The organism is Pseudonocardia sp. DSM 110487 (assembly GCF_019468565.1).
In the GTDB taxonomy this organism is placed as follows: Bacteria; Actinomycetota; Actinomycetes; order Mycobacteriales; family Pseudonocardiaceae; genus Pseudonocardia.
In genome coordinates this window covers 4,418,977-4,431,647 of record NZ_CP080521.1, presented here as the reverse complement: position 1 = coordinate 4,431,647, position 12,671 = coordinate 4,418,977, and the positions used below count along the sequence as shown (strand labels likewise).

Annotated in this window: 12 protein-coding genes and 2 pseudogenes; 4 read left to right on the top strand and 10 right to left on the bottom strand. The window is 72.7% G+C overall.

Going from position 1 to position 12,671, the window contains the following annotated elements:
• Nucleotides 1-115: 115 nt before the first annotated feature.
• From K1T35_RS49000 to K1T35_RS20605, 5 genes and pseudogenes are all read right to left on the bottom strand, one after another.
• Nucleotides 116-340, bottom strand: a pseudogene (locus K1T35_RS49000) (acyl-CoA dehydrogenase family protein); the annotation flags it as partial.
• The gene (locus tag K1T35_RS48995; RefSeq protein WP_255622811.1) at nt 337-564 is read right to left on the bottom strand and encodes a hypothetical protein; all 228 of its coding nucleotides are present in this window, start codon (nt 562-564) and stop codon (nt 337-339) included. The gene K1T35_RS48995 and the pseudogene K1T35_RS49000, both read right to left, overlap by 4 nt.
• 164 nt (nt 565-728) lie before the next feature.
• Nucleotides 729-1,532 (bottom strand): annotated as a pseudogene (locus K1T35_RS20615) (LLM class flavin-dependent oxidoreductase); the annotation flags it as partial.
• A 165-nt stretch (nt 1,533-1,697) separates the two neighbouring features.
• Entirely contained in the window at nt 1,698-3,542 is a 1,845-nt protein-coding gene (locus K1T35_RS49795; protein WP_220261751.1) for a rhodanese-like domain-containing protein, read from the bottom strand.
• Entirely contained in the window at nt 3,539-4,279 is a 741-nt protein-coding gene (locus K1T35_RS20605) for an alpha/beta hydrolase (protein ID WP_220261750.1), read from the bottom strand. The genes K1T35_RS49795 and K1T35_RS20605 overlap by 4 nt, the downstream gene beginning before the upstream one ends.
• Before the next feature lie 208 nt (nt 4,280-4,487).
• On the opposite strand from K1T35_RS20605, the gene K1T35_RS20600 reads away from it, so the two are divergent.
• A complete protein-coding gene (locus tag K1T35_RS20600) occupies nt 4,488-5,345 on the top strand; it encodes a LysR family transcriptional regulator (RefSeq protein ID WP_255622360.1) in 858 nt (285 codons plus the stop codon).
• Between the two features lie 53 nt (nt 5,346-5,398).
• Nucleotides 5,399-6,220: a GNAT family N-acetyltransferase gene (locus tag K1T35_RS20595; protein WP_220261748.1), complete on the top strand. Its 822-nt coding sequence runs from the start codon at nt 5,399-5,401 to the stop codon at nt 6,218-6,220.
• An 11-nt stretch (nt 6,221-6,231) separates the two neighbouring features.
• On the opposite strand, the gene K1T35_RS20590 is transcribed toward K1T35_RS20595, so the two are convergent.
• Complete coding sequence (locus tag K1T35_RS20590) at nt 6,232-7,425, bottom strand: MFS transporter (protein WP_220261747.1); 1,194 nt, start codon at nt 7,423-7,425, stop codon at nt 6,232-6,234.
• A 161-nt stretch (nt 7,426-7,586) separates the two neighbouring features.
• Here K1T35_RS20590 and K1T35_RS20585 point away from each other — a divergent pair, with 161 nt between their 5' ends.
• Nucleotides 7,587-8,354, top strand: a complete 768-nt coding sequence (locus K1T35_RS20585) for an SDR family oxidoreductase (protein WP_220261746.1) — start codon at nt 7,587-7,589, stop codon at nt 8,352-8,354.
• Nucleotides 8,355-8,671: 317 nt separating this feature from the next.
• Nucleotides 8,672-9,046, top strand: a complete 375-nt coding sequence (locus K1T35_RS20580) for a hypothetical protein (protein ID WP_220261745.1) — start codon at nt 8,672-8,674, stop codon at nt 9,044-9,046.
• An 81-nt stretch (nt 9,047-9,127) separates the two neighbouring features.
• Here K1T35_RS20580 and K1T35_RS20575 read toward each other — a convergent pair whose 3' ends face one another.
• From K1T35_RS20575 to K1T35_RS20560, 4 genes are read right to left on the bottom strand one after another with little or no spacing between them, the layout of a single operon-like run.
• Nucleotides 9,128-9,736, bottom strand: a complete 609-nt coding sequence (locus K1T35_RS20575) for a DsbA family protein (RefSeq protein WP_220261744.1) — start codon at nt 9,734-9,736, stop codon at nt 9,128-9,130.
• Between the two features lie 15 nt (nt 9,737-9,751).
• Entirely contained in the window at nt 9,752-10,963 is a 1,212-nt protein-coding gene (locus K1T35_RS20570; protein ID WP_220261743.1) for an NtaA/DmoA family FMN-dependent monooxygenase, read from the bottom strand.
• A complete protein-coding gene (locus K1T35_RS20565; RefSeq protein WP_220261742.1) occupies nt 10,953-11,729 on the bottom strand; it encodes a methionine ABC transporter ATP-binding protein in 777 nt (258 codons plus the stop codon). The genes K1T35_RS20570 and K1T35_RS20565 overlap by 11 nt, the downstream gene beginning before the upstream one ends.
• Nucleotides 11,714-12,607, bottom strand: coding sequence for a MetQ/NlpA family ABC transporter substrate-binding protein (locus tag K1T35_RS20560; protein WP_220261741.1), 894 nt, complete (start codon nt 12,605-12,607; stop codon nt 11,714-11,716). The genes K1T35_RS20565 and K1T35_RS20560 overlap by 16 nt, the downstream gene beginning before the upstream one ends.
• Nucleotides 12,608-12,671 lie beyond the last annotated feature (64 nt).

Genomic DNA, 12,671 nt, shown 5'->3' with positions numbered 1-12,671 from the left:
GATAGGAGTCGGCAGGCCAGTGCTCGGCCACCGCCTGGGCGCGGTGGACGTTGAGGTTGTTGGCCGCGAGCAGCGCGACCGACGGGTCGCCCTCGCCGAGCGCGATGAGGATCCGGGCGGTGTCGAGCAGGCCCACCCCGGGCCCGCCGAACTGCCGGCCGACCGTGGCCGTGAGCAGGCCCGCCCGGTGTGCGGCCGCCAGGCCGGCAACGGGGATCTCGCCGGAGCGGTCGTACCGCTCGGCCGTGGCCGCCACCTCGGCGGTGACGGCCGCAAGCGCGCCGTCCGACAGGTCGGGAACGCGCAGGGCGGGAACTGTCCCACTGATCGTCGCGGTCATCGCGCGCCCGCGTACGCGGCCAGGTCGAAGCCGGGGGCGAGGGCGCCGGGATGCTCGTCCTGGAGGGCGCCGCGCTGTCCGGTGGCCTCGCGGTGGGCCAGCTCCTGGCGCACGAGCGGCAGCACGTACCGCCCGTAGTCGACGGCGTCGGCGAGCGTGTCGTACCCGCGGATCGACACCAGGTCGGCGCCGAGGTCGACGTAGTCGAGGATTGCCGCGGCCACCGTCTCCGGGCTGCCGACGAGGGCGGTCGAGGCACCGGCCGCGTTCGTGGCCGCCGCAGTACGGGTCTAGAGCGCCCGGTCGTAGACGTCGGCCTTCCGCGCGAACGCGAGCGCCCGTTGCGAGCCGACGTTCTGCGGTGCCCCGTCGAGACCCGCTTCTGGAAGTGCGCGCCCGTGCGGAACGCCGCCCCGATCCGCTCGACGTAGTCGAAGGCCTTCCGCCACGCCAGCTCGTCGGTCTTCGCGATGATCGGCCGGAACGTCACCCAGATCCGGGGGCGGTCGGCCCGGCCCGCGGCCTCCGCGATCGCGTTGACGCGCTCGATCTGCGCGCGGATCTCGGCGAGCGGCTCGCCCCAGAAGCTGAAGACCTCGGCCTTGCGCCCGCCGATGTCGAACGCCTCGTCCGACTGCCCACCGATGGAGATCGGGATCGTGTCGCCGTGGGGCCGGAAGCCGGGGCCGAAATCGTCGAACCTGTAGAACTCGCCGTCGTGGCTGAACGCCTCGGTCTCGTGCCAGGCGCGGCGCAGCAGGTCGATGAACTCCGACGTGCGCGCGTAGCGGCGGGACTTGGGCAGGTAGTCGCCCTGCCGGGCCTGCTCGGCATCGCTGCCGCCGGAGATGAGGTGGACGACCGCGCGGCCCTCGGTGAGCTGGTCCAACGTCGCGAGCTGCTGCGCGACCACCAGCGGGAACGCCGTGTTCGGGCGCACCGCGACGATCGGGCGAAGGCGCTCGGTCAGCTGCCCGACGGCCGAGGCCACCACGAAGGAGTCGGCACCCGACGAGCCGTACGGCAGGAGGGTGTAGTCGTAGCCCGCCTCCTCGAGCGAGCGGACGTACGCGCGGAAGTACTCGAGGTCGATCCCGCGCGTCGTGATCGGATTCAGCTCGGTCGACGGATTGAGGTGCGACAGGCTGATGAACTGGACCTTCTTGGCCGCGGTCGCCGGAACGGAGGTCATCGAGCGTCCTTTCGAGCGGGGTCGGTGGGCACGGCAGGGCCGATCGCCACCGCATACGCAGGAACTACGACGACCGGCTGGGAGGACGTCAGCTCGCCGGACAGCCGGCCGAGCAGACGGTGCCGTGGTCGATGACGCGCCGCCGGGTCAGGCCGGCTCCGGGTGTCACGAGCTGCCGGGTTCGGGCCCGGTCGCCACCGGGCGGTCGGGATCCGACGACCAGGCCGACCACGAACCCGAGTAGAGCGCGGCGTCGACGCCGATCGCGGTGAGCGCCGCGATCTGATGCGCCGCGCTGACGCCCGACCCGCAATAGACGCCCACCTTCCCCGCCGCACCGAGCTCCGCGAACCGGGCTCGCAGCTCGTCCGCGCGCCGGAACCGGCCGTCGGAGGCGAGGTTGTCGCCGGTCGGCGCGCTCACCGCGCCGGGGATGTGTCCGGCGCGCGGGTCGATCGGCTCGACCTCGCCGCGGTAGCGCTCGGTGGCCCGCGCGTCGAGCAGCACCCCGGTTCGCGCGAGCGCGGCGGCGCCGTCGGCGTCGAGGACGGGCATGTGCCCCCCGGTCAGCTCGACGTCACCGGGTTCGGGGTCGGGACCGGGGCCGGTCTCGACCGGGCGACCGCCCGCGGTCCAGGCCGCGAGGCCGCCGTCGAGCAGCCGGACGTCGGTGAGCCCGGCCCAGCGCAGCAGCCACCACGCCCGTGCCGCTGCGAGCCCGCCGGTCGCGTCGTAGACGACGACCGGGCGTCCCGCGCTGATCCCCCACCGGCGCGCGGCGGCCTGCAGGTCCTCGACGTCGGGCAGCGGGTGCCTGCCCTGCGTCGGGTCCGCAGGGTGGGCGGCCAGCTCGGTGTCCAGGTCCACGTACACCGCGCCCGGCACGTGCCCCTCGCGGTGGTGCTCGCGACCGTGCGGGTCACCGAGCGCCCACCGGACGTCGAGCAGCATCGGCGGATTCGCCCCGGCGAGCTCCTCGGCGAGGCTGTCGGGGTCGACGAGCACGGCGAGGTCGGGGAGCACGCGCAGCAGGTCGGCGTCGTCGAGGGAACCGACCGGCGTCGCCTCCCGGACGGCCTGGTGCACGCGGGCGAGCACCGCCGCGTTGCGCGGCGCCTCGCTGCCGTGCAACCGGGCCAGCAGGGTGATCTCGCCGTTGAGGAAGTCCGACTCCGGCGACGCGCCCCGCGCCAAGCTCTGCCACGTGGACCGGCCGGCCGTCGGGCGACCCGGGATCGGCCGGACCGCGAACCGCTCCAGGTCGAGGGTGGTTTCGGCGCGCAGGTCGGCGGGCGACTCGCCGGCCAGCCGGAGGACCTGCCGCGCCTCCGCTCGCAGCGCCGCGGCCGCGCGCCCGCGCAGGGGGCCTGGCTCGTACAGCGCGTCGAGCGCGTTGCCGATGACCTGCAGCAACTTGCCGGCCCTCCAGCGGGGCACGTCGTCGACGACCTCGACAAGGTGCCGCGCCGCGCGCAGGTCCGCGGCGACCTCCTCCAGCCGGGCGTCGCGGCCCGACGGGTACCGGCCGACCCAGATCACGCCGACCGCGGGGTCGGCGGGCGACACCACCTCGCCCGCCGTGACGTACACCGTCGGCGACCAGATCACAGCCCCGTACACCGTCGCGAAGCGGCGCAGCGCCACCCGCTCGGTGTCGAGGCCGTTCTGCAGCAGCACGATCGGCAGGGCATCGGCCGCGGCGACCGTCCCGCCGTCCGCGTCCTTCACCGGCTGCCACGCCCACTCGGCGATGGCGGCCTCGGCGTCCTGGGCCTTGGTCGCGAGGACCAGCACGTCGCCCGCACGCAGCTCGACGTCGTCCGGGCCCGCGGCCACGGGCACCGCTACGACGTGCTCACCGTCCGGGCGCACGTAGTGCAGCCCGGACCAGCGCAGCTCGGCCAGGTGGGCGCCGCGGGCGACGAGGACCACCGGGATCCCGGCCGTGTGCAGCTCCGCGGCCAGCGTGGCGCCGACCGCGCCCGCGCCGATCACGACGTACCGGCTCATCGCAGATCCTCCGCTCGCGCGAGTGCCGGGGCATCCGCGCCGACACGCAGCCGTTCGAGGAACAGCACCACGGTGGCGGCCGCGGTGCGGTGCGTCTGGTCGTTGAGCGCGTCGTGGCGGCCGCCCGCGATGCTCACGAGCTCCGCCGACGGCACCCGCCGGTACCAGGCGCGGGCCGCGGCCAGCGGGCTGACCGCGTCGTCGGCGCCGTGGACGCCGAGCACCGGCACGCCGATCGCCTCCGGCTTCGCGCGGACGAGCCACTCGGGCGGTACGCGCTCGGCCAGTGCGCCGCGACGCACGGCGTCGTCGTCGGTGAGCCGGCCGCGGTGCGTGGGGCAGGCGGTGCGGGCGTCGAGCTCGTCGTCCCACGTGGCACCGCGTGATCCGCCCTCCTCGGTGACGAGGCCGGCGAGCACCAGCGCCGCGACCCCCGGCTCGGTCGCGGCGAGACCAGCCGCGAACAGGGCCCCCGCGTCGGAGCCTGCCAGCACCCTCGGCTCCGGGCCTGCGGCGGTGAGCAGCGCGCGTACCTGCTCACGCGTACGCGCCTCGTCGAGCGTCGGGTCGGACACCGCCCGCACGCGATAGCCGTCGGCGGCGATCCGCCTGCCGAAGCGCTCGTAGACCCCGGGATGCTCACCACGCCCCGGGAGGACGATCAGTGTGCCCCGCGGGGCGATGCCCTCGGGCTCGTTCCACTCAGCGATATCGGGTACCGCTCCCGCAGACGTCATGCGGGCCCACCTCATTCCTCACGAATCGTTGCCGGCCGGCGGATCAGGCCGGGCGACAACCCGCGGAGCTCACCGTGCCGTGGTCGATCACCCGGCGCCGCGTCAGAGGCATGATCCGAGCCAACAACAAGACCGCCGTCCTGTCCAACGAGGAATGCTCATCACAATCGATCACGAGACGCGATCGATGGGTGTTAGCGTCCCGCCCATGCCCGCCGTCCTGGACATCGTCGCGCTGCGCAGCATCGTGGCGGTGGCCGACTGTGGTGGGTTCCACCGGGCGGCCGGGTCGCTCGCGCTGTCGCAGTCGGCGGTGAGCCAGCACGTCCGGCGCCTCGAAAAGGCGGTGGGACGCCCCCTTGTCCAGCGCGACGGGCGCACCAGCCGCTTCACCCCGGAGGGCGAGGCCCTCATCGGGGAGGCCCGCCGGATCCTCGCCGCCCACGACGAGGCGTTGCGGCGGCTGTCCGTGGGCGACTCGCGGGAGTCGATCGTCCTCGGCACCACCGAGCACGCCGCCGACGAACTGCTCCCCTGCGTGATGAACGCGTTGCGGGAGCTGTTCCCCGGTTCCGCGGTGCGCTTCCGGCTCGACCGGTCCAGCCGGCTCAACGACGCCATCGACCGCGGCACACTCGACCTCGCGATGTACATCGGCGATGCGGGCGACGCCGGCGCCGTCTCCGCCGGTGCGCTCCCACTGACCTGGTACGCCGCGCCGGGGTGGCGCCGTCCGCCGCCGGACCGGCCGATCCCGCTCGTCGTGATCGACAGCCCGTGCACGATCCGCAAGCGGGCGCTGCAGACGCTCGCCGACAGCGGCATGCAGGCCACCGTCGTCGGGGAGGCGGCCTACCTCGCGGGCGTCCTGAACGCGGCCCGCGCCGGGCTGGGCGTCGCCCTGGTCGCAGGCCTCGCCACCCCGGAAGGGCTCGAACGCTGCGCGGACCTCCCGCCCGTCGCGCCCGAACGGCTGCACCTGCGCGTTCGCCCGCAGGCCGACCCGCGCCTGCTCGACGCAGCGGTCCGGGCGCTCGATCCGGTGCTCACGCGGGAACGCAAGTAGCGCCGCGGGGCCTCCCCGCGAGTTCTTCCAGATCGCGCTGCAAGGAGGCACCCATGAGCGCATCGATCCTTCCGCCCCAGGACGAGCACCTCACGACGGGCTGGGAGCCCGACCTGCCCGACGAGGACACCCTGCTCCGCCAGGCCGTGCTCGTGCACGCGTCATGGCCGACCGCACTGGCCGCCGCTGCGGGACGGCCGTGGCGGTCGGGCCCGACATGGGCCGGGGGCTGGATCGGCGACCGGGGAGCGTTCACCAACCCGGTCGTCCTGACCCGGCCGCTGGCCCGTCCCGAGGAGGTGCTGGCCGACATCGGCACCCTGCTCCCATCGCACGTGCCCTACATGCTGGTCAGTGCGTGGCCCACCGCGGATCTGCGCCCGTACGGGCTCGGCCTCGTCGGGCATCCGCCGCTCATGGTGCGCTTCCCCGGCCCCGGGCCGGACTCGCCGCGGCCGGGGATCGAGGTGCACGAGGTGCGCGACGCGGAGGAACTCGCCGTGGCCGAGCGGATTCTCGTCGACGGTTACCCGCTACCGGACCTGGAGCCGTTGGCACCGGGTGACCTGCTCGACCCGACGCTCCTCCAGCCGAGCACCCGGGTATGGGTCGCCTGGTCCGACGAGAAGCCCGCCGCGGTGGCAGCGGCCCACCACCACGCCGGTGTCACGCTCGTCGAGTTCGTCGCCACCCTGCCCGCGGCGCGCGGTCGCGGCGCCGGGGCCGCCGTGACGTGGGCCGCCACCCTCTCCGACCCGACGCGACCGGCCGTGCTCATCGCCAGCGACGACGGCCGGCCGGTCTACGAGCGGATGGGCTACCTCGCGATCGAGCGGTGGACCGCCTGGCTGCGGCCGGAGCAGCAGGCGGGCTGAGGCCCGGGAGGTCAGGCAACAGGCGTTCGGATGGCCGAGCGCGCGGGGCGGAGCGCGAGTAACCCGGCAGCGCCGACGAGCCCGCCGATCGCGGAGATCGCCATCACCGGCGTGTAGGTGCCGGCGACCGTGCGCAGCCACGCGGCGCCCAGCGGCGCGAACGCCTTGGTCACTGTGAGGATCGCGGCGAGCAGCCCGGCGAGGGTGGCGTATCCGGCCACGCCGTAGCGATCGGCGAGCAGTGTGGGGCGGGCGATCGTGCTGACGCCGAAGCCGAGCCCGATGGCCAGCACGCACGCGACAGCCGGCGCGAGCGCGTTCCCGACGACCGGCAGCAGCGCCAGCCCAACCGCTTGGAGGGCGAAGACGACCGCCACCACGCTCATCCCGTACCTGCGGGCAGCGAAGGTCGTCACCACCCGCCCGGTCACCGACATCACGCCGAGCAGCCCCGCGACGTTCGCGGCGACCGTCGAGGCATGACCGAGTTCGCGCAGGTAGGCGACCAGGTGGACGCCCACGACGAAGATGCCGATCCCTTGGGCGACGAAGACACCGGCGATCAGCCAGTACCCCGGATCGCGCACAGCGGCAGCCGCGTTCTTCCGAGCCTCGCGCCGCTGCGGTGCGAAGTCCGGCGGCCGCCGCACCAGCAGGTGCAGCGGAACGGTGATACCGCCGTAGATCACGGCCAGTACGACGAGCGCCTGCCGCCAGCCGTACGCCTCGACCAGGACCGCGGTGAGTGGCATGAAGATCGTCGAGGCGAAGCCGCCTGCGATCGTGATCGCGAGCATCGCCGTGCCCCGCCGCGGATCGCGGAACCAGCTGACGACCACCGCGAATGCCGCCTCGTACAGAACGCCCGCAGACGCGACACCGAGCCCGATCGACACCACGTACAGCGCGAGGAGGCTGTTCACCTGCGACCAGGCGAGCACGAGCACCGTGGCGAGGACCGAGCTCCCGACCATCAGCGTCCGCCCGCCCCTGCGGTCGAGCCAGCGTCCGGCCGGCACCGCGGCGAGCGCCGCAGCCAGCAGCGAGACGGTCTGGGCGCCGGTGACGGCGGTCCGGTCGGCGCCCAGCGCCTCCTGCATCGGCACGAGCAGGACGGCGAACGCGTACGTGAGCACCCCGTAACCCGCCGTCGCGGTGACGGCCAGCGCGGCGACCGTCCACCAGCGATAGGTCGGGAGCTGCATGCCGACCACCGTACGAATCCCCCACCGCCGTTCGCAGCTGTGGAACGCGTCACGCGGGGCACCTCCCCGTGGCCACGGCCTGGGCGCTCACCCCGCGGTCAGGGGCATACCCGGAGGTGAGCCCTTTCCGTGCGCGGATCGCGTTCCCTAGCCTTTCGATCATGGATGGCTCGACGGTCCTGGTGACCGGCGCCGGCAAGGGGCTCGGATCGGCTATCGCGGCCGCGGTGGCCGCGCGGGGGCACCACGTGGTCGTGAACTACCGGGGCGACACCGAGGCGGCGGAGCGGGTGGTCGCGGAGATCGTCGGCCGAGGGGGCAGCGCGCAGGCGGTGCGGGCCGACGTGACCGACCGCGACGATGTGGACGCGCTGGTGTCGCACGTCATCGCCGAACGAGGCGGGCTCGACGCCGTGGTCCTCAACGCGAACACGGTGCAGCCTCCGTTCGCGGCGCTCGCCCACATCGGGTGGGAGGCATTCTCGGGGAAGGTGCTCGGCGAGCTCGCCGGGGCGTTCCACCTGGTCACGCGGGTACTGCCGGAAATGCGGGCGCAGGGCGCCGGACGGATCGTCTTCGTCGGCAGCACCGCCGCCGACTACGTGGGCGGCGGCCGCGTCGCCCACGGCACCGCGAAAGCGGCGCTGGCCACGTTCGCCCGCCACGTCGCCGCGGAGAGCGCCCGCGACGGCATCGCGGTGGTGACGGTCGCGCCCGGCGCGGTCCGGACACCCGCCGTGGAGTCGCTGCTGGGCGAGGAGCAGGTGGCGAAGCTCGGCGCCGACTCCGTGCTCGGCCGGATGCTCGAGCCCGCCGACGTCGGTGCGGCGGTGGCGCTGGCACTGGACCCCGCGCTGGCGCCGGCGACGGGCAGCACCGTGCGGCTGGACGGCGGTTGGTCGGTGCTGGTGGGCGGCCCGAGCGCCTGACACGTTCCGACGGCCACAAGACCGACGCGACCGGCAGCGTCCGGCCCGCCGAGCGCCGGCTGCTGCGCCGATGGACCTGACTTCACAAATCCATTCATGCCATGTGAGGGACCAGATACCTGCCCAAAACAAGAAATTACGCGCCTGTGCGTAACCTCGTGCAGTTAACGCCCTTGTTGCAAAGCGATCATCACCTGAAACACTCTGCGTGATTTCCTCACCCGGTCGGCGGATGGCTTCCCGCCTCTCGGCCCCCCAAGTGCAGGGCCGTTCAGCGCAGCCGCTGACAGTCCACCCCCACATGAGGAGAGAAATACATGGCAGACCACAGGGCAGACCGCGTGGCTCGGCTGCGCACCATCGGCCGCGGCGGCGCGGTCGTGGCCGGCGGCGTCTTCGCCCTTTCGGCGCTCGGGGCCGGCTCGGCCCTCGCCGACGAGGGTCACGACTACGACGAGCCCTCGACCGGCACCACGGCTGAAGACCCCGGGTTCATCCCGACCAGCCCGGTCGACGGCATCGCGAACCACTGGATGAACAACCACTACAAGGAAGCCAACTTCGCGCAGGACGAGGTCGGCCGGATCGTGAGCGACCCGCAGCGGTACATCGACATCCACCTCGGGATGGTTGCGGAGATGCTCGGCCAGGACGCCGGCTCCGACACCTTGCCGCCGAGCGGCGACTACTGATCCTCCGCCAGCCGGCCACCCGATGCGCGCCCTGTCGTGACGCGTGCCGGGTGGCCGGTTCCGTTTCCGCTCGATCCGGGTTCAGCGGCGGACGACGGTGTGCTTGAACTCGTTGAGCTCCGGCCAGCCGGTGAGCAGGTCCACGACCCGCTCGATGGTCCTGATCGACGACGCCGGCTCGCTCCCGACCGGGGAGCGGTCCATGAGCCGGACGAACACGGCCTCGTCGCCCGCGATGAAGGTCGGCACGCCCCACACCGTGTGCGAGGCGACGTAGCTCTCGTGCTCGTCGCGGACCTTCGCGAGCGCGGCTCCCGAGTCGATCCGCTCGAAGACGGCCGCTGCCGGCACGCCGTGCTCGGTGAGTGCCTTCTCGACGACCGTGCGGTCCTCGAGGTGCAGGCCCGCGTCGTGGCGGACCGCGAAGAGCGCGCGGTGCACGGCCGGGAAGGCCTCCGGGTACTCGTCGCGCACCACGACCCCGGCTTGCAGGGCGAGGATCCCGGAGTCCTGCGAGGGGTCGTCCCACACGCTCACCCCGCCCTCCTCGACGTGCGCCTGCCCGAGCGAGAACGGGAGGAACCGCACATTCCAGTCGGCGCCGGCGTCGAGGCCCGTGAGGATGTGTTCGTGGGCGTTGCGGGCGAATGGGCAGCGGTAGTCCCAGGTCACCGAGAACGAGGTCGCCATGACCGGGACAAAGCCCTAGCCGCTGCGCGTATTCCCCGCTCCGCGAAATGCGCCACGGAATGCGGCAGCCGGGTGACGATCATCGAGCCGTCCGTCCGCAGGCCGTCCCGTGACGCCCGCGAAGAGCTTCTCCCGGAACGTCCCAGGCGCGTACTCGGTCTGCGCCATCCCACGGCGGCGAAGCTCCGGGAGCAGGCCCTCGATCACCTCGGTGTAGCTGCCGGGGAGCACGTGGTTGATGATGTTGATCCCGTCGATGCCCGCGCCCTGCCAGCGCTCCAGCTCGTCGGCGATCTGCTCGGGCGTGCCGACGAGCCGCATCCGCTCCGCGCGGTAGCGGACCATGTCCTCGATGGTCGGGCGCCCACCGGGAACCGAGTCGATGATCGCCTGCAGCACGCCGCGCCCACCCTCGACGTGCAGGTCGGCCAGCGGCGTGTCGAGGGGCGCGTCGCCGAGGTCCACGCCCATGCCGCCGAGCATGTGGGCAGCCAGCCCCTCGGCGGACATGTACTCGTCGGCCTCTGCCTTGCGGCGGCGGGCCTCGGCCTCCGTGCTCCCGACGACGAACGACAGCCCGGCGAAGCACCGGATGTCCTCGGGCCTGCGGCCGTGCTCGACGGCGAGTCTGCGCACCGTGGTCGTGACCTTCTCCGCGTTGCCGAGCGAGCCGGCGAACATGAACACGGCCTCGGCGTTGCGCGCCGCGAACGCCATCCCGGCGGGCGATGTCCCGGCCTGGAACAGCACGGGCGTGCGCTGCGGTGACGGGGCCACGAGGTGCGGCCCCTCCACCGAGTACCGCTTCCCCTCGTAGTGAATCTTGTGGATCCGGGACGGGTCGGCGTGCCGGCTCGCGGCCTTGTCCTTGAGCAGCGCGCCGTCGTCCCAGCTGCCCTCCCAGAGCCGGTACACGACGTCGACGTACTCGTCGGCCCACGCGTACCGGTCGTCGTGCGGGGTGAGGCCGGGCAGCCCGAAGTTGCGGTGGGCGTTCTCCAGCGCCGAGGTGACGATGTTCCAGCCGACGCGACCGCCCGTGAGGTGGTCGAGCGTGCCGGCGCGGCGCGCGAACGTGAACGGGTGCTCCTGGATCACGGAGCTGGTCCACGCCAGGCCGAGGTGCTCGGTCACGGCGCCCAGCGCGGAGATCATCACGGACGGGTCGTGCGATGGGATCTGCAGCCCCTCGGTGACGAACGTGTCCCAGCCACCGCTACCCGGCACGGCGTTCCTCCGGTTCGTCCTCGTCGAGGCGGAGCCGGTCGTCGAGCAGGAAGCGCGCGATCTCGGTGCGCGGCCGCAGCGGTGTGCCGTCCAGCCGCAGGTGCTCGACGATCTTCCCCTCCTCCATCACCGCGACGTCGTCCGCGATCGCCCTCACCACGTTCATCTCGTGCGTGACCAGCACGATCGTGATGCCGAGGCGCTGGTTGACCTCGCGCAGGTAGCGCAGCACGGTGATCGTCGTGCGCGGGTCGACGGCGCTGGTGGGTTCGTCGCACAGGAGCACCGTCGGGGAGTTGGCGAGCGCACGCGCGATCGCGACCCGTTGCTTCTGCCCGCCGGAGAGCTTCGCCGGGTAGGCGTCGGCCTTCCCGGTCAGGTCGACGACGGCCAGTGACTCGGCGACCCGGCGCGCCCGTTCGTCCCGCGGCACCCCGGCCACCCGCAGCGCGAGCTCCACGTTCTGGGCCGCGGTCAGGTTGTTGAGCAGGTGGAAGTGCTGGAAGATCATCCCGATCCGGGTGCGCTGCCGGCGCAGCTCGTCGTCGGAGAGCCCGGTCAGCTCGACGCCGTCGACCGTGACCGATCCCGAGTCGGGCCGTTCCAGCAGGTTGATCATCCGGACGAGCGTGGACTTCCCCGCTCCGGAGAAGCCGATGATCCCCTGCACCGATCCGGCCGGGACGTGCAGGTCCACGTCGTCCACTGCCCGCAGCGGGCCGAACGTCTTCGTGACCCCGGAGAGCGTGATCACGAGGCCTGCCACCACTGGCCGACCTGCTGCTGCGGGTCTTCTCCCCATGGCAGCGGCGCCCAGTCGCCGTAGAAGTTCGTGAAGAAGTCGGCGACCTCGGGGCTCTGCAGCGCCGCTTGCAGGGCACGTGCCTTCTCCGAGCCCACCTCGTCGGGCCGCCCGGCCACGACGATGCGGTAGGGGATCGCGTCGGTGTCCTGCTCGCGCAGCAGCGCGTCGCCCACCGGGTCCAGCTTCATCTCGATGGCCTGGCGGGAGAATAGGAAGCCCGCGTCGACGTCCGGCAGCGTCTGCGTGAGCGTCTGCTGGTCGACCTCGACGAACTGGAAGTTCCGTGGGTTGGCCGTGATGTCCTGCTGGGAGGTACTCACGACCTGCACGCCGGGGCGCAGCTGCAGCTGGCCGGCCTCCGCCAGCAGGTGCAGCGCGCGGCCGTTGTTGGCCGGGTCGACCGGAAGCGCGATCCGCGCACCGTCGGGGAGCTGGTCGAGGGATTCGTGGCGGGTCGAGTACACGCCCGCGGGCGAGCCGACGACGTAGAAGAGCGGGACGACGTTCGTGCCGTTGTCCCGGTTGAACGTCTGCAGGTAGGCGCCGTGTTGGAAGAAGTTGAAGTCGATCTCGCCGGCGCTGACGACGTGGTTGGGTTGCACGATGTCGATGACGTAGGTGACGTCCAGCTTCCAGCCCTCCGCCTCCAGTTTCTTCGCCGCCAGGTCGAGTGGGCCGTGGTAGGGCGGGGTGTCGGTGGCGATGACGGTGATCGTCCGGTCGTCGCCGGACCCGCCGGCGAGGCCACAGCCCGCCGCAGCGAGCGCCAACAGGCCTGCCGCGACCACCGCGGTGCCGACCCGGAAAAGGCGGGACCGCGTCAAATGCTCATACCGCATTTCGCGAACGTATCAGCCCGGATAGGACCGCCTCGTGTGATTCATGCCGCGAAAAGCAGAAATG